At 37.6% G+C, this 21389-nt stretch carries 18 protein-coding genes and 1 rRNA gene; 12 read left to right on the top strand and 7 right to left on the bottom strand.

Annotated elements, in window-relative coordinates:
- Nucleotides 1-20 precede the first annotated feature (20 nt).
- A 5S ribosomal RNA gene (gene rrf, locus PN450_RS06960) occupies nt 21-138 on the top strand.
- A 120-nt stretch (nt 139-258) separates the two neighbouring features.
- On the opposite strand, the gene PN450_RS06955 is transcribed toward rrf, so the two are convergent.
- The 3 genes from PN450_RS06955 to PN450_RS06945 form a co-directional block, all read right to left on the bottom strand.
- Nucleotides 259-834: a ferric reductase-like transmembrane domain-containing protein gene (locus PN450_RS06955; protein ID WP_271835820.1), complete on the bottom strand. Its 576-nt coding sequence runs from the start codon at nt 832-834 to the stop codon at nt 259-261.
- 661 nt (nt 835-1495) lie between these two features.
- Nucleotides 1496-1702, bottom strand: a complete 207-nt coding sequence (locus PN450_RS06950; RefSeq protein ID WP_148762966.1) for a hypothetical protein — start codon at nt 1700-1702, stop codon at nt 1496-1498.
- Nucleotides 1703-1706: 4 nt separating this feature from the next.
- Nucleotides 1707-2084, bottom strand: coding sequence for a GIY-YIG nuclease family protein (locus PN450_RS06945; RefSeq protein WP_271835819.1), 378 nt, complete (start codon nt 2082-2084; stop codon nt 1707-1709).
- 208 nt (nt 2085-2292) lie between these two features.
- On the opposite strand from PN450_RS06945, the gene PN450_RS06940 reads away from it, so the two are divergent.
- Nucleotides 2293-2652, top strand: a complete 360-nt coding sequence (locus PN450_RS06940) for a VOC family protein (RefSeq protein ID WP_271835818.1) — start codon at nt 2293-2295, stop codon at nt 2650-2652.
- Nucleotides 2653-2708: 56 nt separating this feature from the next.
- Nucleotides 2709-4292 (top strand): lysine--tRNA ligase, encoded by a 1584-nt coding sequence (gene lysS, locus PN450_RS06935; protein ID WP_271835817.1) that lies wholly within the window; start codon nt 2709-2711, stop codon nt 4290-4292.
- Nucleotides 4293-4442: 150 nt separating this feature from the next.
- Here the strand turns inward: lysS and PN450_RS06930 are convergent, their stop codons facing one another.
- Both PN450_RS06930 and PN450_RS06925 read right to left on the bottom strand, forming a co-directional pair.
- Nucleotides 4443-5027, bottom strand: coding sequence for a Uma2 family endonuclease (locus tag PN450_RS06930; protein ID WP_271835816.1), 585 nt, complete (start codon nt 5025-5027; stop codon nt 4443-4445).
- Between the two features lie 149 nt (nt 5028-5176).
- Entirely contained in the window at nt 5177-6439 is a 1263-nt protein-coding gene (locus PN450_RS06925; protein WP_271835815.1) for an FAD-dependent hydroxylase, read from the bottom strand.
- Between the two features lie 398 nt (nt 6440-6837).
- On the opposite strand from PN450_RS06925, the gene PN450_RS06920 reads away from it, so the two are divergent.
- From PN450_RS06920 to dacB, 6 genes are all read left to right on the top strand, one after another.
- Entirely contained in the window at nt 6838-8535 is a 1698-nt protein-coding gene (locus tag PN450_RS06920) for an ABC1 kinase family protein (RefSeq protein ID WP_271835814.1), read from the top strand.
- Between the two features lie 46 nt (nt 8536-8581).
- On the top strand, nt 8582-8962 hold the full coding sequence (locus PN450_RS06915; RefSeq protein WP_015079123.1) for a hypothetical protein: 381 nt from the start codon (nt 8582-8584) through the stop codon (nt 8960-8962).
- A 277-nt stretch (nt 8963-9239) separates the two neighbouring features.
- Nucleotides 9240-10013 (top strand): hydroxyacylglutathione hydrolase, encoded by a 774-nt coding sequence (gene gloB / locus PN450_RS06910; protein ID WP_271835813.1) that lies wholly within the window; start codon nt 9240-9242, stop codon nt 10011-10013.
- Nucleotides 10014-10237: 224 nt separating this feature from the next.
- On the top strand, nt 10238-10696 hold the full coding sequence (gene rplI / locus PN450_RS06905; RefSeq protein WP_015079125.1) for a 50S ribosomal protein L9: 459 nt from the start codon (nt 10238-10240) through the stop codon (nt 10694-10696).
- A gap of 108 nt (nt 10697-10804) precedes the next feature.
- Nucleotides 10805-12574, top strand: coding sequence for a replicative DNA helicase (gene dnaB / locus PN450_RS06900; protein ID WP_271835812.1), 1770 nt, complete (start codon nt 10805-10807; stop codon nt 12572-12574).
- Nucleotide 12575: 1 nt separating this feature from the next.
- Complete coding sequence (gene dacB / locus PN450_RS06895) at nt 12576-14039, top strand: D-alanyl-D-alanine carboxypeptidase/D-alanyl-D-alanine endopeptidase (RefSeq protein ID WP_271835811.1); 1464 nt, start codon at nt 12576-12578, stop codon at nt 14037-14039.
- Between the two features lie 158 nt (nt 14040-14197).
- On the opposite strand, the gene PN450_RS06890 is transcribed toward dacB, so the two are convergent.
- Entirely contained in the window at nt 14198-15373 is a 1176-nt protein-coding gene (locus tag PN450_RS06890; RefSeq protein ID WP_271835809.1) for a DNA double-strand break repair nuclease NurA, read from the bottom strand.
- 81 nt (nt 15374-15454) lie between these two features.
- On the opposite strand from PN450_RS06890, the gene PN450_RS06885 reads away from it, so the two are divergent.
- A complete protein-coding gene (locus PN450_RS06885) occupies nt 15455-16087 on the top strand; it encodes a tetratricopeptide repeat protein (protein WP_271835808.1) in 633 nt (210 codons plus the stop codon).
- An 11-nt stretch (nt 16088-16098) separates the two neighbouring features.
- Here the strand turns inward: PN450_RS06885 and PN450_RS06880 are convergent, their stop codons facing one another.
- On the bottom strand, nt 16099-16884 hold the full coding sequence (locus PN450_RS06880) for an HAD family hydrolase (protein ID WP_271835807.1): 786 nt from the start codon (nt 16882-16884) through the stop codon (nt 16099-16101).
- A 193-nt stretch (nt 16885-17077) separates the two neighbouring features.
- Between PN450_RS06880 and PN450_RS06875 the strand changes: the two genes are divergently transcribed.
- The gene (locus tag PN450_RS06875) at nt 17078-18526 is read left to right on the top strand and encodes an aromatic ring-hydroxylating dioxygenase subunit alpha (protein WP_148766935.1); all 1449 of its coding nucleotides are present in this window, start codon (nt 17078-17080) and stop codon (nt 18524-18526) included.
- A 226-nt stretch (nt 18527-18752) separates the two neighbouring features.
- Nucleotides 18753-21389, top strand: a 2637-nt coding sequence (locus tag PN450_RS06870; protein ID WP_271835806.1) for an NACHT domain-containing protein, incomplete at its 3' end; no start/stop codon positions are given.

Here is a 21389-nt window from a genome sequence, read left to right as displayed (position 1 = left end):
TTTTTAATTTTTAATTGTTTCCTGGTGTCTATGGCGCGGTGGAACCACACTGATCCCTTCCCGAACTCAGAGGTGAAACGCTGCTGCGGCGACGATAGTTGAGGGGTAGCCCTCCGTGAAAATAGCTCGATGCCAGGTTTAATATTTAACAACAATCCCCCTTCTATTCTTTTAGACGGGGTTTTGTTTTGGTTATTAAGTACCTGAGTAAAATTAATTGAAGATGAATAAGGTGTCAAGAAAAGGGATGTAACTTAGTTACTGTTCCTTGATTTCAATTATTTTTCTAGTCACAAAAAGCAAAGATAAACTAATAGATAAAATAACCGCAAAGGGAGTGAGATAACTCCAGCGTCCGAACATTTTATCTAAAATATGCCAGGGAAGTATAAACAAACATAGATAGGTTAAATTGTGTATTTTTTTCCAATTTTTTTTAAGTTTTCTAACACTTTCGTCATTAGATGTTATGGCTAAAATAGTGAAAATGATAATTGATGATAAGCCTTGAAAGTATTGGAGGCAAGTATTGAAATCTAAGAAATTTAAAGATTTTTGCCAAATCAATAATGCAGCGTGATTCCAAGCAAAACAAAAAGCAGTAACACCTGTGTAACGTCGGTTTTTCATCAAGCTTTTCCAAATATATTGTTGCTTATAAAAATTCGGAAAAAGTGTTTTTATTATAGTAGGAATAATAGTCAGCGAATAATATATTAAAGACAAAACACCGATAATATTTGCATAATCAGTATATGGTATTAAAAAAAACACTGTGGCACTGAAAATGTAATTAATAAATACTAAGGTGACAAAACCCAAAATGCCATTCATGTTGTTATGAGTTTTTATGAGTTTTTATGAGATAGAGGCTGCATTTCCAGATTCTTTAGATCGGAGAATACGGTTTCATTTTTCCACAATTAGTAAGAGATAGCAATCTGTCTTAAGATAGTTGACAAAATTTTTTAGTAAGCTGTTACGCATTTACTTTTTTTGCCCGAAAGCCTTACGGCAAGGACTCTAGGCTACGAAATATCAGATTTAGCTGCGTAACAGCTTATGGAATAAGTTTGTATAATTCCATCGGGCAGGATGCCCGCACCACAAGATTTAGCCCGGGTATTTATTCTGCATTTATCGTCAAAACTTGCTCATTTTTGCGTATATATGTGTAATTTGGGTTAATAAACAAAACCCAACAAAATCTTAGAAATGTTGGGTTTCACTTTGTTCTACCCAACCTACAATTATCTTGAACTGAAATATATTGGTTTTAAGTCAATTTACTTATTTTAACAAAACAAAAAAATGCAAATTATACAGAGTATGCAATTTTTATTCAAGATTCCGATTGCAATATTATCGAACTGAGTCAATTTATGGAACAATGATTTTATTCTCCATGACAACAGTTACAATAGTTGCAGATTTGTATATGATTTTAGTGACCATATATTAGTTTTCAATAATACTAATATATATTTGTTGTTTGCTATTGTCCTCGTCCTGGTTTGCAGTCTGCGAAACCTAATGCTTCGCTATCCAGGAAACTAGCGATCGCCATTTCAATAATAGCTTCTACTGGATAGTCAATTTCAGCAGCACGGGCAATTAAAGCTGCTTTGATTTTTTCTGGCAAGCATTCTAAGATAATTTTAGCATCAGTAGCGGAAAGTTGCTCTAAAAGTTCTACTTGCATAATGTTACTGCTCACTTGGTATTTGAACGTTGTAAGGAGGTTCAGTAGCTCTGAGAATAATTGCTTCTAATTCCAATAATAGCCCAGGATTTTCCCAATGAGAAATTGGTTGTACTGCAATACGCACATCTTCGTCTCTATATTTATCTAGCCATGCCCATAAAAAAGCTTTGTGACCTCCACTGAAACGACTACGCAAATTTTGTGCTTTACCAACGTAAAGTAATCCTTCAGTTTTTTGTCTAATAGCGTAAATACCAGGACTTCGAGATATGTTATCAAACCTGCGGTTTAAGGGTTGACATTGCTCAAAGGGAGTAAAAGCTATTGCATCTAATATTACTTGAGCCTGAATTTTTAGATCAGATTCTTTTGCGGACATAAAAACAATTAGGGTAATTCCACAAGAATTATTCCACAGTTTAACGTTATAATAAGTAGTGGTACAAAATAAATTGCATATTTAGGAAAGGGAATATCAAAATTGATGATGATTTAATAAAAAATATAGGTCATGTTTATTTATATATTTTTAATCAATTACATAAGTCCTAATCTGACAGATAAAATTGTACTATATTAAAAAAAAAATGCAAATTATACAGAGTCTTCACACTGCTATTCTAGTGACTGATTTAGAACGTTCGGAATATTTTTATAGCCAGGTATTAGGATTAAATAAAGTAGAACGTCCTTTAAAATATCCCGGTGTCTGGTATCAAATTGGTAATTATCAACTGCATCTGATTGTTGCACCTACTGTACCAACTGATAAGCAACAGGAAAAATGGGGACAAAATCCTCATATTGCTTTTTCTGTGGTTGATTTGCAGGTTATAAAAGATGAGTTAATCGCTAAAAATTATCCTTTTCAGGCTAGTGCTTCTGGTCGCGCGGCGATTTTTATTAAAGATCCAGATAGAAATATTATTGAACTTAGTCAACAATGAGATTATTCTCCATGACAAAAGTTAAAATGGGTAGATTGTGAAAAGATAAATAGCAAATGTTTTGGGCTGATAAAATCGCTGCTGATGCAGTAGGCTACCAGGTAGTTAATGATTCTAAGACTCCATCAGGAAGAGTACACGTTGGATCTTTGCGGGGTGTGGTTATCCATGATGTGATTTACCGGGCATTGAAACACGCAGGTAAGCCCGTCAAGTTCTTGTATGGTGTGGATGACTATGACGCACTGGATACGGTTCCAAAATACTTAGATCAGGAAAAATTTTCTCCTTATTTGGGCTTTCCGCTGTGTAATGTGCCTTCTCCTGGTGATGATGCTAGTGATTATGCTAAATATTTCATTGGTGAATTTTTTGAAGTTTTCGAGTATTTAGGAATTAAACCAGAAACTTATTTTCTCCGCGATTTATATCGTTCTGGAAAACTTAATTCCTATATTGACACTTTCTTAAAAAATGCCCATTTGGTGAGAGAAGCTTATAAGGAAGTAAGCAAAGCTGACCGTCCAAATAACTGGTATCCTTTTCAAGTTATTTGTGAAAATTGCGGTAAGATTGCCACAACTGTCACGACAGATTATAACGGTTCAGAAGTATTTTACACCTGCAAACCTGATGCAACTGATTATGTAAAAGGTTGTGGACATTCTGGTTGGGTTTCTCCTTTTAATGGTAATGGTAAATTACCTTGGAAAGTTGAATGGGTGGCTAAGTGGGATGTGTTAGGTGTAACCATCGAAATGGCTGGAAAGGATCACTCTCAAAAAGGTGGTTCTAGAGATGTTGCTAATGCTATTAGTCGCAAGGTTTTACAAAAGCAACCTCCTTTCCATTCTCCCTATGAATTTATTCTTGTGAATGGGACAAAGATGAGTTCTTCTAAGGGAGTTGGTTCGAGTGCTGAAGAAATTGCGGCTTTACTTCCACCGGAATTACTGCGCTTTTTAATGTTGCGAACTCAGCCAAGAACAGTAATTAATTTTGCGCCAAATTATGAAACTACTACTCGTTTATTTAGAGATTACGATACTTTAATTAACAAGTATTCTAAATCTCCTGAATTAACGGAGGAATTAATGCCGTTATTTTACGCGCAGCTAGGGGATGAAGTTAAAATTTTCCAACCTTTTGATTTTAGTACGTTGATTTCTTTGTTGCAAGTTCCGCGTTTAAATATTCAGGAAGAGGTTGTCCAACGTAGTCCACAGGCTTTAACTGAGTATGATCAGCAAATTATTAATCAAAGGATTGCTGCTGCACAATTGTGGTTACAAGATTATGCAGATGAAGAAGAAAAGTTAGTTCTCTATTTGGAACAAGTTCCCGACAAAGCTAATGATTTTAATGCGGAACAAGTTGCTTATTTGCAAAAATTGATGGAGAATTTGCAAAATATTCCTAATTGGGAAGCTGAGGAATTACAAACTATAATTTTCTCGACTACTAAGGAGTTAGGGATTCAACAACCAATTGCTTTTAAGGCTTTGTATCTATCTTTTTTAAATAAAGAAAAGGGTCCAAAAGCTGGTGGTTTGTTGTCTTATTTGGAGAAGTCTTTTGTGCTTTCGAGGTTACAAGATGTTGTGGCTTTGAATGCAGGTAAGGAAAAATTAGAAGTTTAAATTATTCTTGTTCCTTGTTCCCTGTCTCTGACAGGGAATACAGGTTATGAGGCTCTGCCTCATATTAATGTTAGCATAAGGCAGAGCCTTTTGATTGCATTCCCAGGTAGAACCTGGGAACGAGGAAAACGAGGAAACGAGGAATAACCATTAAATCCCTCGACGAAATTCTTTGATTGCTTCTAAGGGGGAAGATAACAAAAGACAACGATTCAATAAAGATAAATCTAATTTTGGCAACAATTCACTATTATTAACTTTCTCATATTCTTCTTGTCGTAAACAGTAAATTTCCAGCGTTCCATCTTCCCAAAACCAAACTTCTGGAACTTGCATTAATTTGTATTTCTTCAGTTTGATAGGACTACCACTGGTAATAACAATTTCAATACATAAATCTGGTCTATTTTTATCATTTTCTAAACAATAGGATAAATCGGCTTGATACTCAACTATACCAGGCAGAATTTGCGAATAACTACCACTGGGGAAAAATTCAATTTCCTCTATTTCAAAGTGTTTGGTTAGTAGTGCAGCCATTAAACTACTAATTGCTTCATGTGGTTTACTGATAGTCACAATTTCTAAAACTCTTTCACAATAAAATAAACGCACTCCTGGGACATTTTCAAATGCTTTTTGAATTGCTTGGAACTTTTCCCAAGTTACTCCACGACGGTAGAATCGTTGTTCTTCTTCTCCTAAATTAAGAGCATTTTCTAAAGTTTGAGTCATGATATCTCTCACTTTCCTTAGTTATTAGGTTGATGTTGTTAAATATTACAAGAAGTACATTTTTAAGGTGCGTCAGATGTCAAAATCTATTTATGGCTGGCTGAGTTATCGAATCTGACGCACCCTACGATATTTTGGTTTTGGTAATTTCACCGTTTAGCTAATTCAGGAGTTTTTCCTTTTAAGCCAATCATTAATTTCAGGGCGAATATTTTAACCATGGGAACTCTTTGCATAATCCATAAACCTAAACGGCGAATTATGACTATTGGTAAGAAGTTGTTAGAAAAAACTCGATCTAATAAATCGGTGAAACCTAATATTGCGAGGTTTTCTTTTTTTCTCCAGCTTTCATATTGCTTGAGTATGGAAATATTACCAATATCTTGACGATTTTGATGGGCTGTTTGGATGATTTCGGCTAATGCGGCTGCGTCACGAATCCCCAAATTTAAACCTTGTCCACCGACGGGATGACAATTATGGGCGGCATCACCAATTAATGCTAATCTAGGGAGAACATAGCGATCGCTCTGCATTAACTGTACCTGAAAAATAAATCTGTCTCCCAATAATTCCAATTTCCCCATTTGCTGACCATAGCGTTTAGTTAGTTCCGCTAAAAATTCCTGATCATTCAACGCACACAAAGCTTTTGCTTCTTCATGGGGTGCAGTCCAAACAATGCGACAACGGTTTCCCGGTAAAGGTAAAATGGCAAAGGGACCACTAGACCAAAACTTTTCGTAAGCGGTGTTATTGTGAGATTTTTCTGGTTTCACAAAGGCCACAATACATGATTGCCAATATTTCCAACCTTTGGTTTTAATTCCCGCAGCTTGACGAATAGGAGATTTTGAACCATCAGCAGCGACTAACAATTTACTGCGAATTATCCGATTTTCGTCGCCAATTTTGATATTAATAGTAACTATATCTCTCTCATTTTGCGTACTTACTACTTCCGCTGGACACAAGATAGTTACATTTGGACAACTTTGCACAAATTCCTGTAACGGTTCTAACAGTGCATAATGTTCTGCTACATAACCTAACTCTGGTGTCCCTAAATCAGTAGTTTGGAAATTGACTACATCGGGATAATCAGCATCAGAGAGACGAACTCGGTTATATTTGGCAACATTGGGGAGAATTTTATCCCATAAACCAATTCCTTGGAAAATTTGTGCGGACAGCATATGTACAGCATAAGCCTGTCCTTTAGCCACTGCGGCTGATGCCACTCTAGCTTCAATAAGGAGGATATTTAAACCAGAGTCTTTCAAAGCAGCGGCTAAGGTTAAACCGACAATTCCACCACCGACTATAACCAAATCATAATCATATCCCCAGTAGGTTTCTGTGGGGGTGTGGGGAGAGGAAAGAGTGGGGGTAAGCTGGGAGAGGGACATTGTGAAGATAAATTACATAGTTTTAATTATTATTGTGACGCATAATCTGGCATTAATTCCCGCATAGCTTGGATTTCACTGCTGGTTATTTGCATAGCTGATTGATATTTCTGACTGGGTGGTGTCAAAATTAACTACATTATGGAAAGGCTTTAGTCATTAAAAAAAGATAAAATACCCCAAATACATACAAAAAGTTTGTACTTTTATAAAGTATAGTTAAGAAAAAGATCAATAAATCTAGGATCAATAGGCTTATTTCTTCACCTATTGCGCCTAGATCCGGTTAAAGTTTCTTTCTAAACTAAAAAGTACCATTTTCCTGTGCCAACAACTAAGTTAGCATTCATAATCAAGGCGACGGTGTAAATTTCCCAGTTGAAGAGGCAAATAAAGGCGTGGGTCAGTATCAATCTGATGAATTAAAGCAGTATAATCCAGAAGCGTTGCCCTGGGCAAGCGCGGCTACCAGTCGTCACTTTCGCTACCGTCCCTGGTTAGTATGGGGGCGACTACTGAGAATAATCTGGTCTTTTGCCGGATTTATATTCAGTCTCAAGTGGGACGACTGGCAAGACGAGGTAGAGGAAAATCAAGGGAAACGCGCTACCCAGTTGCGAACCCTACTTACCGATCTGGGTCCGACATTTATTAAAGTTGGTCAAGCCCTCTCGACTCGTCCCGACTTAATCCGCAAGGATTTCTTAGCAGAACTAATCAAGTTACAAGACCAGTTACCACCTTTTGATAATGATCTGGCATATCAGATCATTGAAACAGAATTAAATCGCTCAATTGGCGAAATCTTTCGGGAACTTTCCCCTCAACCCGTAGCAGCGGCTAGTTTGGGTCAAGTCTACCGGGGTCGCTTACTCAGTGGTGAAGAAGTGGCAGTCAAGGTACAACGCCCCAATTTACGCCCGTTACTGATAAAAGACCTGTATCTCATGCGTTGGGTTGCCAGTTGGCTTGCTCCCTGGCTACCGCTCAATCTCGGTCATGATTTAACTTTGATTGTGGACGAGTTTGGCACAAAGTTATTTGAGGAAATTGATTACATCAATGAAGGTCACAATGCGGAAAAGTTTGCCCATAATTTCCGTGATGACCCCCAGGTAAAAATTCCCAGTATTTACTGGAATTATACCAGCACTCATGTTTTAACCCTAGAATGGATTAATGGCTTTAAACTCACAGATACTCAGAATATTCAATCTGTAGGTTTAGACCCAGAAGCCATCATTCAAATAGGTGTAACGACTGGTTTACAACAACTATTAGAGCATGGTTTTTTCCATGCCGATCCTCATCCTGGGAATTTGTTCGCTATGGCCGATGGTCGCATGGCTTACATTGATTTTGGTATGATGGATCAATTAGAGGAAACCACTAAGGAGAATTTAGTTGATGCTTTAGTGCATTTGGTAAATAAGGATTACGCTGATTTAGCGGCAGATTTTGTCAAATTGGGCTTTTTGGCAGCGAACACTAATATTGCCCCTATTGTGCCGGCATTAGAAGCGGTATTAGGAAATGCTATTGGTAAAAATGTCCAAGATTTCAACTTCAAAACCATTACCGATGAGTTTTCGGAATTGATGTATGAATATCCTTTCCGTGTACCGGCAAAGTTTGCTTTAATTATTCGTTCTTTGGTGACACAAGAAGGAATTGCGCTGAGTCTGAACCCCAATTTCAAAATTGTGGAAGTTGGTTATCCCTATATCGCCCGACGATTATTAACTGGGGAATCTCCCGCATTAAGGCGACGGCTATTGAATGTGTTGTTTAAAGATGGTAAATTTCAGTGGCAAAGGTTAGAAAATCTGATTACTATTGCTCGCACTGATAGCAATTTCGATGTTTTACCAACAGCGAAGATGGGTTTGGAATTCATCCTTTCCGAAGAGGGTAAATTTCTCCGTCGTCAGTTGGTTTTAGCTATCACTGAAGATGACCGTTTGCACACAGAAGAAGTCCAAAGTCTGTGGGATTTAGTCAAGGACGATTTACCCCCAAATCGTTTACTAAATGTCGCCATTAGCCTGTTAACAGAGTTCTCTAGAGAAGGTGTAGCAGCTATTTTAGCTAAATAATCTGTTACCAAATAAAAATGAATTTTAATAACAACCAGGAGTTTTAATGTACTATTACCCTCTGCAACCACCCTACTTTTTACTATTAGTTGGTTTTCTCACGGCTTTCACTTCTGGGTTAGCTTTATCTGGAACATTGAAGGTAATTGTCCAGCAATGGCCACAGGATAAATCTCCTAAAGAAAAGACTAATACCCGTTCTTTTTATAAACAATTATTAGTACCATTTATTGGTATTACTGGTGGTTCTTGCTTATTTCTTTGTTCTGGTTTTGAGATATTTGGGTTTCCTTTAGGAATGGCTTTAAGTATCGGTTTACCTATGAGTCTGCTAACTTGTTTCTTTATTTGGCGGCAGTTGGGAGGTTTGCTAGATTATGTTAAAAGCGAAGGAATGCAATCTTTGGATTTAGATTCTTGGTCTTAATAATATCATTTTGTCTGAATCAGGATGTCCATGATTCAAGGATTAACAGGATAAAGAAATTAAATTCATTGTCTGAATCAGGATTTCCATGATTCAAGGATTAACAGGATGAAGAAATTAAATTTATTGTCTGAATCAGGATGTCCATGATTCAAGGATTTACAGGATGAAGAAAATAGGTATCTTATTACCAATCACCAATTACCAATCACCAATTACCAACTAGATAACTAGCAACTTACTATTACTGATGATAGTTTTTGAGGAGAAAAAGCTAATGCAGATAATCCGTTTACCGGTACTTTCAGATAATTATATATTTTTACTGCATGATCCAGTGCGGAATATTGCGGCTGTTGTTGATCCTGCTGAAGCACAACCAGTTTTAGAGGAATTGACGAAACTCAAGGCTGATTTAGTGGCGATTTTTAATACCCATCATCATGGCGATCATGTGGGTGGAAATACAGGGTTGATGAAGGAATTTCCCGATGTGAAAGTTTATGGAGGTGCGGAAGATCGGGGAAGGATTCCGGGACAACAGGTGTTTTTGCAGGAAGGCGATCGCATCCAATTTAGCGATCGCACTGCTAATATATTCTTTGTACCTGGACATACTCGCGCTCACATTGCCTACTATTTCCCCCCAGCAAGTCCAGGAGAGCCTGGAGAATTGTTTTGTGGTGATACATTGTTTGCGGGAGGTTGTGGTCGTTTATTTGAAGGTACACCGGGGCAAATGGTAGATTCTTTAACTAAACTCCGGGCTTTACCTGATCATACTCGCGTCTGGTGCGCCCATGAATACACTTTAAGCAATTTGCGTTTTGCGGTGACTGTGGATGCTGAAAATGCAGATTTACAAAAGCGCTACCAAGATGTTAAAGCTCAACGGGATGGGAATGAAGCGACAGTTCCATCAATACTAGGAGTGGAAAAACTCACAAATCCTTTTTTACGTTGGGAAGAACCATCTCTACAAGCAACAGCGAAAAGTAAAGAAGGAGTCCAAACCTTTGCCCGGATTCGAGGGATGAAGGATAATTTTTAGTCAGTTGTCAGTGGTTAAGAATTTTCTGGTGATCTTCTTTGTGTGTCCCTTCTCAACTCCTTTTTTCATATTTCTGACATTTGGTATTGCGATCGCTCCCCAAACTTCGCTAGAATCTTGAGGCTGTGGGTATGTTCAAAGTCGCTGAGGATCAAGCTACAATTTTGTGAGCCACTCTGATGACACCCAAATAACGAAGATTTTACCAAGAAAAGCGAAAAACAATGGCGAAACGTGTGCAATTAGTTTTAACAAAAGATGTTACCAAGCTGGGAAAACTCGGTGATTTGGTAGAAGTAGCTCCCGGTTATGCTCGTAACTACCTCATCCCCCAGAGTTTAGCCGCTCGTGCTACACCCGGTCTGCTTAAACAAGTGGAACGCCGACGCGAGAAAGAATATCAAAGACAATTAGAACTCAAACAACAAGCAACTGAGCAAAAAACAGCTTTAGAAAATATTGCTGGTTTAAAAATTGCCAAGCAAGTTGGTGAAAATGAGGCTATTTTCGGTACAGTTACTACTCAAGATGTTGCAGATGCAATTCAAGCAGTAGCTAGTCTAGAAATAGATCGTCGCGGGATTACTATTCCCGATATTAGCCAATTGGGTACTTACAAAGCTGAAATTAAACTCCATTCTGAAGTAACAGCAGTAATTAACATTGAAGTCGTCTCTAACTAACGGTGACTTAATTAATCACCACAGATGATATATCTGTGGTTATCAATATTTTCCTATCGGTTTTGGATGATTAGGTAAAAATCCAAAATCGCTAAAATTTAAAATTCTATGGCTGAAGAACTAAGTTTTCAAGGTGATGGTAGTAATCGCGTCCCACCTCAAAACATCGAAGCAGAAGAAGCGATTCTAGGAGGTATTCTACTAGATCCAGAGGCAATTGGTCGAGTGAGCGATCGCCTAGTTCCCGAAGCATTTTATATTAGCGCCCATACAACCATCTATCAAGCCGCTCTGCGTCTGCATACCCAGCAAAAACCCACAGACTTACTTTCTATAACTAGTTGGTTGACAGACAATGATCAATTAACCCAAATTGGTGGCAGAAATAAATTAGCAACATTAGTAGACCGGACAGTTTCTGCCGTCAATATTGATGCCTTAGCAGGGTTAGTCATGGAAAAATACCTGCGTCGGCAATTAATTAAAGCCGGGAATGAAATTGTTCATCTTGGTTTTGAAACAGAAACAGAATTACCAATTGTTCTTGATAGTGCCGAACAAAAAGTTTTTAACGTCACTCAACAAAAAACCCAATCGGGATTGGTTCATATTGGTGACACTTTAATTAATACTTTTCAAGATATTGAAACTCGTCATCAAGGTATTGCTTTACCGGGAATACCTTGTGGTTTTTATGATTTAGATGCCATGACTAGCGGTTTTCAGCGTTCTGATTTAATTATCGTTGCTGGGAGGCCGTCAATGGGAAAAACGGCCTTTTGTCTTAACCTAGCTCATAACATTGCAGCCGGTTATCAATTAGCAGTTGCGGTTTTTAGTTTAGAAATGTCCAAAGAACAGCTAGTACAAAGACTATTAGCTAGTGAAGCCGGAATTGAAAGCAGTTATTTAAGAAGTGGCCGCATTAGTCAAACCCAATGGGAACCTTTAAGCCGTGCCATTGATAAACTCTCAGACACGCCAATTTTTATTGATGATACGTCAAATATTACAGTCACACAAATGCGAAGTCAAGCGCGACGACTGCAAGCCGAACAAACTAAAGAATTGGGATTAATAGTTATTGATTACTTGCAATTAATGGAAGGTAGTAGTGATAATCGTGTCCAAGAATTATCGAGAATTACCCGTTCTTTAAAAGGTCTAGCGAGAGAATTATCTGTACCAATCATTGCTTTATCACAGTTAAGTCGTGGTGTGGAAGCAAGAACTAATAAACGCCCCATGTTGTCTGATTTGAGAGAATCGGGATGTTTATCTGGCGATAGTCTTGTTACATTGGCAGACACCGGGTTACAAGTACCAATTAAAGAATTAGTAGGTAAATCAGATTTTGCGGTTTGGGGACTGAACGAAAACACAATGAAACTAGAAAGGGCAATTGTTAGTAACGCTTTTTCTACAGGTATCAAACCAGTATTTACATTAACAACTCGATTAGGTCGAGAAATTCGTGCTACTGGTAATCATAAATTTTTAACTATTAATGGGTGGAAAAGATTAGATGAATTAAATTTGCAACAACAATTAATTGCTCTTGCTAACAGTGATATTTATTGGGATGAACTTATCTCAATAGAATTAGATGGAGAAGAAGAAGTATTTGATTTAACAGTTGATAAATTACATAACTTTATCGCTAATAATATTATTGTTCATAACTCAATTGAACAAGATGCGGATATAGTAATGATGTTATACCGCGATGAATATTATTCACCAGATACCCCAGATAGAGGAATTGCCGAAGTAATCATAGCTAAACATCGGAACGGACCAACAGGAACAATTAAACTATTATTTGATCCACAATTTACAAAGTTTAAAAATCTCGCTAAACCAAATAATAATTGGTAATATGTTAAAAAAAAATTATGTCAGTTTAATATTACTATTTATTTCTATTAATATTGGTAGTATTCAAAAAATAGCCCAAGCCCAAACACCTGTTACACCAGTTACTACTACTAAACAAATTTGTCCTGCTCAATTATCATCTGCTATTAATACTATTATTAATCATCCTCAATTTAGTCGAGTCCGTTGGGGGATTTTAGTTAAACCATTATCATCAGAAAAAATTCTTTATAGTCAAGATTCTCAAAAATATTTTATTTCTGCTTCTAATATGAAGCTATTTACTACCGCAGCAGCATTACAGAAATTGGGGGCAGATTTTCGGATTCGTACCTCTATTTATGATGAAGGTAATGGTGTTTTGCGTGTAGTGGGAAGGGGAGATCCTAGTTTCAAAAATGCTCAATTAACAATATTATCAAAACAACTATATCAACAGGGAATTCGGCAAATTAATCAGTTAATTGCTGATGATAGTTATTTTCAAGGTGAAGTAGTTAATTCCAGTTGGGAATGGGAAGATATACAGGCTGATTATGGCGCACCTGTTAATAGTCTAATTGTCAATGAAAATGCTTCTATTTTAACTTCTTTACCCCAAACTATTGGACAACCATTAAAGATTCAATGGAATGATCCTACAGAAACATATCACTGGAAAGTTGAAAATAATTCCGTCACTACTGAAGCCGATAAACGCGGTTTTGTACAAGTAAATCGTGACTTAAAAGGACAGATTATCAGAATAAACGGACAATTAGCTGTAAATTCTCAACCAGATATTACAGGTTTAGCTGTATTTGATCCAATTGCCAATTTTATCAGACAGTTTCGCCAAAATTTAGCTAAAGAGGGAATTACAGTTAAAGAAACTGTAAATAGTAATCTGAGTAAAAATGACAAAGAAATAGCCGCAGTAGAATCTCCACCTTTAGCGGAATTATTGATAGAGACAAATGTGAATAGTAATAATTTATATGCTGAGGCTTTATTAAGGAGTTTAGCTATTAAAAAACCAAGAGAAAAAAATCAAAATACGGCCGATATTGGATTACAAGTTGTCAGAGAAACTTTAACTCAATTGGGAGTTGCACCAGAAGGTTATATAATTCTAGATGGTTCTGGTTTATCTCGGAAAAATTTAACAACTCCAGCCGCATTGGTGCAAGTTTTACAAGGAATTGATAAATCACCTCAAGCAGAAGTTTTTCGGGCTTCCTTGCCTATTGCAGGTGTAAATGGGACTTTAAAAAATCGGTTTCTTAATACTGCTGCTGCGGGAATGGTGCAAGCAAAAACAGGTTCAATGACAGGAATTTCTGCTTTATCTGGATATATGAATGCACCTAATTATGAACCGTTGGTTTTTAGTATTATGGTAAATCAATCTGAACAACCGGGGAAAGTCATGAGAACAGCAATAGATGAAATTGTAGTTTTATTATCTGAATTAAAGCGGTGTTAAAATAATTGAGTTGAGTAAATGACAGGACTTACGCAAAACATCTCTCAAACCCCCATTTCTCTGTGTTCTCTGCGCCTCTGTGGTTCGTTATTCCATGACTTACTTATATCTATACTTTCGCACAAAATGACCAAAAAGATAAACTGTACAACCTGAGTTTAGGCAATACTGCCGCGTTTTCTTGCTTCTTTGGAGGAAATGCCGACATTTTTTATCCCAGCTTTAATCATTTGTCGTTCTAAAAGGGCAAAGAACCGAGTTCTATCACCACCTCTGACTACAGCCTGATTATGGGCTTCCGCAATAGCCACAGGATAACCATACCCCTTATGTACCTGTGCCAACATTAATCCTAGTGCTTGATCAAACATGATGGAATTTTCTGCCACCCAAGCGGGAACTTCAATCCGGGCAATTTCTGTCCCGACATGGACGTAACAAAAATAAATAATTTGCTCGTCATACAATTCTAAAATTCGGGCATTACTCCGCCATAATGGTCCGCGTTGTCCAGGTTGAAGTTGGCTTGTCCATAAGGTTGTGTCTCGCAATGTATCAAATTTTTTACAAGGTACGTATTCTAGTTGATTGGGACAATGGGTAATACAATCGGGGACAGGATGAGGACAAGCTAAAAAGCGTAAAAAGTTGGTGGCTTCGGTGCTACGAGAGGCACTAAGATAACCCATGAGGGGGATTTGGGCTTGTTGGAGTTTTTGCCAAGCTTCTAAAACCGGAGGTAAAATCATATCCCTGGCATCCATCGGTAACTGATCTAAAAACCAGTATATTAACGAACCATCTGTCATTGCTAAGACTGGGGCTTCTGTCCTGGTACTACAAGCCAGTTCCGCTAATACTGTAGCCTCAGAGGCTGTGCGCCGATAACCCATCCATTCATCTGTTCTAATGCCCCACTGACGCGAGATATATAAATCTTCAGGGCGATAAAATACCTCCGGTAAACTATCGAGAATCGGGTGAAGATCTTGACCATAGTGTAAAACAACTCTGCCGATATTCAGTAAGTAACAATACGCAATTTCGTGATGATTGGGGGCAATTTGCGAACCATCTGTAGAAATAACAGTATGAACTTTGGGGGGAACAGGAATAGTAATGCAGGTTTCGAGAGGTTCAATGGGTGTAGCATTCGCAAAAATAATCCGATTTCGCCATTCTTCTTGACGTTTAACTAACTCTTCTTGACACTCAAACGCCTTTTTTAAATATTCTTGTGCTAATTCCAACCGCTGATGACTTGCAGCCACTTCTGAATTTAAATGTTGACTGAAACCTTGCATTTGTCTCGATATTTTTGTTAAATCAAGCATATTAGTTGAGTCTATTTGTGTTGATGTAAGTAAATGCTATATAATTAGTAACTGTATGCTAATAATTGGAAAAATAGCGTCATGAAAAAATGGAAATTAACAATTACAACTCTCATATTAGGAACTATATTATATAGTCCAAAGGTGAGTGCTAAGAATTTGGCAAATATTTCCGATTTTAGAATAAAATCAGCACTGTTAGCACAATCTGATCTGAAAGAGGCTATAGTATATTTTCATCAGGGAATTAACCGTCATACATTTGGAGACATAAAAGGGGCTATTGAAGAATATAATAAGGCTTTACGGTTACATCCTAATTTTCCTGAAGTTTACTATAAAAGAGGGATATCTCGCCATAAATTGGGAGACTTGAAAGGAGCAATTTTAGATTATAATAAAGCAATCAGTCTTAATGCTAACTATCCTGGTATCTACAATCATCGCGGATTTACTCGTCATAATTTGGGAGATTTAAAAGGTGCTATTGCGGATTTTAACAAAGCATTAAGTCTTAATCCTAACTTTCCTGAAGCTTACCAGAATCGGGGTATTACTCGCAATGCTTTGGGTGATAAACAGGGAGCAATTACTGATTTAAAAACAGCAGCTAACTTATTTAAAGAACAAAAAAGAATCACTAATTATCAAGAGGTAATTGATTTAATTCAAAAGATTAAGATCCCCGACTTCTTAAAGAAGTCGGGGATCTAGGTTTACTCGATTTACAACCAGGTGGAAAAATCGTGAGCAAAATGGGAAAGTGATATTAGCTGAATACGTGGATCATTTTTGCCAGCTTCCCTTTCCGGTTGAGTGTTATAACCCCAATCTGCTAAGAAAAGTTTGACATTATCTAAGTCTGATTGCTGTTGGACTAATTGTAATGTTTTTAGTCTATCTTCAACAAACCATAAACTTACATTTTGGGTATTTGCCTTCTCAATTAATTCACGCAAAGTTTCATATTTTGGGCGTTTTACTTCCTTTCCAAAAATATTTTCTGGTGGTAAATCAACTCCTTCTTGTTGTAATAATTCCTTGACAAATCGCCCTTCTTTGGTAGTAACAATATATAACTGGACTTCACTTTCAAGAGTTATTTTCAGTCTTTCTATCACACCAGGATAGAATCTATGCAGACTTAACCAACCATTTAAATCTGTCTGAATCCATTCATCTCGTAGATGATCTAATTTTGTCGAAACTGCTTTTGCTTCTAACTTATCTGCTGCTAAAATTTGGGGAGTAATACTTGTCCATGATTGCAGAATTTGATCATCATTAAAACCCTCAATTAAGGCTTTAATTAAAACAGGCATTTCCCAACCAGTTTCAATTACAGGACGTAAGCGATAGAATCTCAAAGCTAAATCATCTGGTGGTGTATCGTTAATCGGCGACCAAATTTGACAGTAGGTACGCCACGCTACCTCAAAATACTCAATTAGTCCATCGCAAACCACGCCATCAAAGTCTAAAGCTAAAATCGTAGGACTATTTGCTGTCATTGTTCTGAGGGTAAAAACTGCTTTTGTTAGCTTACCGCATCTTCATCTATGGATATGTAGCAATTATTAGTTGTAGTGAGAATTAATTACTAACTTTGTTGATATTTTCTATAATAAGATTTATTACAAAAGTTCATTCGCTCAAAAAAATAAGGATTTTACTGTGATTATAGATACTAAGTTGTCAGAGGATATGGGTGAAACCATTAACCAGTTGCAAGAGGATGAGGGACTATTCCAATGGACGAAGCAGTGGTATCCAGTCGCAGTTATAGAATTTTTGGATGCGTCACGTCCTCACGCTATGCAGTTACTAGGTAAAGATATTGTTTTATGGCGAGATGGTTCTAGTAAATGGCGTTGTTTTGAAAATTTTTGTCCTCACCGACTAGCGCCTCTATCAGAAGGGCGTGTTGAACCAGATGGAACGCTGATGTGTGCGTATCATGGTTGGCGGTTTGATGCGGATGGTAAGTGTGTGAGTATACCGCAGTCCATAGATAAAGAAACTGAAGCCAAGCATTGCGCTAATTCTAAATCATGTGCGATCGCTTATCCTACTCAAGAACTGCAAGGACTTCTCTGGATATGGGCTGAATCGGGTAATCAAGCCCAAATTGAAAGTAAATTGAGAAAACCGCGTCTAGTTCCCGAACTTGAGCAAAATTCAGATAGGGTAGTTAAATTATTTTGGAATTTTCGTGATTTACCCTATGGTTGGGATTATTTCATGGAAAATGTGTCAGATCCAGCCCATGTTCCCGTTTCTCATCATGGACTTGTAGGCGATCGCTATCGAGATGCTAAATACTATGACATGATTCGACTTCGAGAAATATCTACCCAGGAGGGGTTTTCTTTTGCAATTCAACCTCCAGCGCCCAATATTCAAGAAGCGGTGCATGACTTCCAGCCACCTTGTCAAATGAGAATTGCTTCCACATTTAAAGATGGGGGACAACTAATTTTAGTCTTATATGCCACTCCAACTCGTCCGGGTTGGTGTCGTCATATAGGTTGTCAAGTATTAGTTAAAAATGAAGCAGGTAAAAAACCAGGTGGTTTAGCAATCTTTGGTTTACCAATGCCAATTTGGTTAGGTCATGTTTTAGCTTCTCTATTTTTACATCAAGATGCAGTATTTCTCCATTACCAAGAAAAGATTATCGCCCAACGTAAAAAAGGTGCATGGTTGAATGAAGTTTTTACCCCAAATCCTCAAGATAAAATGGTGATTACATTTCGCCAATGGCTAGAAAAACGCGCAGGTGGAACTATACCTTGGGCAGAAGAATGTAATTCGGAACTACCATCAGCAGAGTCAGATAAAAAGAAATTATTTGATGTTTGGACAACTCATACTCAACATTGTCAAGTTTGCCAAGATGCTTTAAAAAATATTCAGCGACTCTCTTTATCAGCTTATATAATGAGTGCTGTATGTTTGTGTTTAGCAGTGATTTTAGATGCTAGAAATATAGCCACACAAGGAGAAACAGCATCTATTTTTAGTGTTCTTCCTCCCACACAATTCTGGTTAGCAATTAGTGGAGGAATTCTATTAGCAATTCTGGGATACTTCCTGAAAAAATTCACCAATCTTTTTCACGTTTATGAATTTGAACACGCCAAAAATAATTAAGAAAATTGCTGAAAAGACAACGGCAATATAATTCATGACTAATAGAAAATCCTGATTTTTCAAATCACATAGGTAGCCTTCCCCCAGGGAAGGCACTTTTCGTTTTATCTGTGTGGATGTGATTTATAATCGCCCAGTCTAGTATTAATTGAAATATTTGCGTAAAGATACGTGATAATTGTGATTACTTATCAATAAGTCTACAAATAGGTTAGGAGTATAGAGAATGGGACTGTGGAAATTGTTGACAACCAATGTTCAGGATTTGAAATTGGGACAAGGGGTAGAAGTGGTTAAAACTGGCTCTGAAGCCGCCAAAGCCGTGTTAGACCTGGCAAAGGCTGTAAATGAGCAAAAATCAAAATTGTCCGACCTCAAGCCCTATGTAGAACAAATATCCTCGCTTTTAGATGTCCTCAATAGTCCACTTGGTCAGGTTGCTGGTGCAGTCATTCCTTTTGCACCTATTGCGTTGACTATGATTAAGTTGATTATTGACCAGACGCAAAAAGAGTTAAATTTAGAACAGTGTGTAGCACTTGTCAGCCAAGCTGCTTATTTAGAAAGCTTTCAGGCACTTCTCAAAGAACAGCCAGAATTAATAGATAAATTAAATCAATCTCCTGCTTCTGATGCAGTTGCACGACAGATTAAAAAATTGGGTGAACAGGAATTAGATGAACGGGAAGCGAAAAAAGCCATAGTTTATTTCCATGAATCCAAATTAGCAGCATCATTCAATGAAGTTTTACAACAACGTTTACAAGAAGCAGGTTTAGAAGCAGCAAAAGCCGAAATATTAACTGAACAGGTAGCACGAAAAACCGATGAATATCTGTTATCTTCACTGGTAGAAACGGGAGATAAAGTTAAGCAATTAGTACAATGGTATAGTGCTGGCGGAAAGGAACAGCTAGAGAAATACCTGAGTCTTGAAGATTATTTAGAACAGCAAATTAAACCTAAACCCGAAGAAAAGATTTTTGACGAAAAAGAAATCACCTTCCGAGATTTGTATGTTCCTTTGCAAGTGCGTCCAGTAGATGAAAAGGGTAAACCTGTTGGAGATGAGAAAGAGCAAATAGAGGAATGGGTCATAAAAATGATTAATGACTCAGATAAAAAACAGAAAGTTTTGTTTATTCAGGGTGAAGCAGGAAGGGGAAAGAGTGTCTTTAGTCGGATGTTTGCTAATAGGGTGCGGCGAGAATTACACCCCAGCTTTACACCAATTTTAATTCGCTTGCGGGATTTGCGGGTGTTAGCGAATAATCTGACGGAGACGCTGGAGAACCAACTAGAAACTTTTGATTTTGTTAGTAGTGATTCTGGTTGGTTGACGGATAAAAAAACTCGATTTTTATTTTTGTTAGATGGGTTTGATGAACTTTTGTTAGAAGGACGAGCAACCGGAGGACTACAAGAATTTTTACAGCAAGTAGAGAGTTTTCAAAATAATAGCCATCATCGGTTTTTGGTCACAGGTCGCCCTTTGGCATTGCAAGGAATTGAGCGTTTAATTGCACAAACCAAATGCTTAAAGAGAGTTGAACTTCAGCCAATGGATAATGCAATTAGGGAAACATGGCTGAATAAATGGGAAACTAAAGTTGGTACGCAGGAAACAACTGAATTTCAGGAATTTTTACAAGCTTGTCCAGAAGAAATTAAAGACAACCTAGCGCGAGAACCCTTACTGCTTTATCTCTTAGCAAGAACGCACCGAGAAAAACATTTTAATGCTCAGATGTTTGCAGGTGCGGAAGGGATTAAAGCCAAAATTCGCATTTATGATGAGTCAATTAAATGGGTGTTGAAAAAACAGCGTGAGGATCTAAACCAGGATTTGACTGGACTAGAAAGCGAATATTTGCGAGAGTTTTTAACAGAGGTGGCTTTGTGTGTGGTGCAGTCTGGTAATGAATCTGCCAACATCAAAATGTTAGAGGTAAGAATTAAAGATACGAGTGACCGAATGACTAAATTAATTCAGCAAGCTAGAGAGCAAAATTCTCTGGAAAAAGTTAAAGATGAAAAGGTTCTGAATAATTTATTGACGGCTTTTTACATTAAGCCTGCGTCTGGGAAACAAGATGGTTCAATGGAGTTCGTTCATAAAAGTTTCGGCGAATTTTTATTTGCAGAACGATTGGTAAACAGTTTTTGTGATTGGACAGATCAAGTCACCAAGCGTAACCGTCAAGAAGACTCAGTTTCAAAAGAGGTGATGGATAAGCAAGTTTATGATTTGTTGGGTTATGGAAATTTAACGCCGGAAATTGTTGAATATTTAATGGGGTTATTAGCGGAAAAATCAAAATTTGACACTAAATGCTATTTAAAACTATTCCAAAGATTGGAGGATTTTTACCTGCGTTGGTGCGATGGAGAATTTATTGATGCTGCACCTTCAGAAAGGGAAAATCTGCCTCTGTTTAAAAAAGAACAATTGAAAAAACTATTACCAGAACGAGAAAAACATTTGGGACTGCGACAGGTGGATGTGTACACAGGTCTGAATGTGTTGATTTTGCTGTTGGAGTTGCATCGTTACGCTAAATCAAAGGACGACTTGAAAGACAACATTAGCTTTTATCCTTGTGGTCAGCCAGATAAAACAGATGAGTTTGATGACGAACGCTTACTTCGCATCATTAGCTATAGTCAGTGCCTGGGGGCTTATACCTATAACCAAATCCTGAAATTCTTTCTCAGCGGTGCCAACCTCAGCGGTGCCAACCTCAGCGGTGCCTACCTCACCCGTGCCTACCTCAGCGGTGCCAACCTCAGCGGTGCCAACCTCAGCGGTGCCTACCTCAGCGGTGCCTACCTCAGCGGTGCCTACCTCAGCGGTGCCTACCTC

Origin of the sequence: Dolichospermum lemmermannii CS-548, from assembly GCF_028330815.1 — a bacterium.
GTDB lineage: Bacteria > Cyanobacteriota > Cyanobacteriia > Cyanobacteriales > Nostocaceae > Dolichospermum > Dolichospermum lemmermannii.
This window is presented reverse-complemented; position numbering and strand designations above follow the sequence as displayed.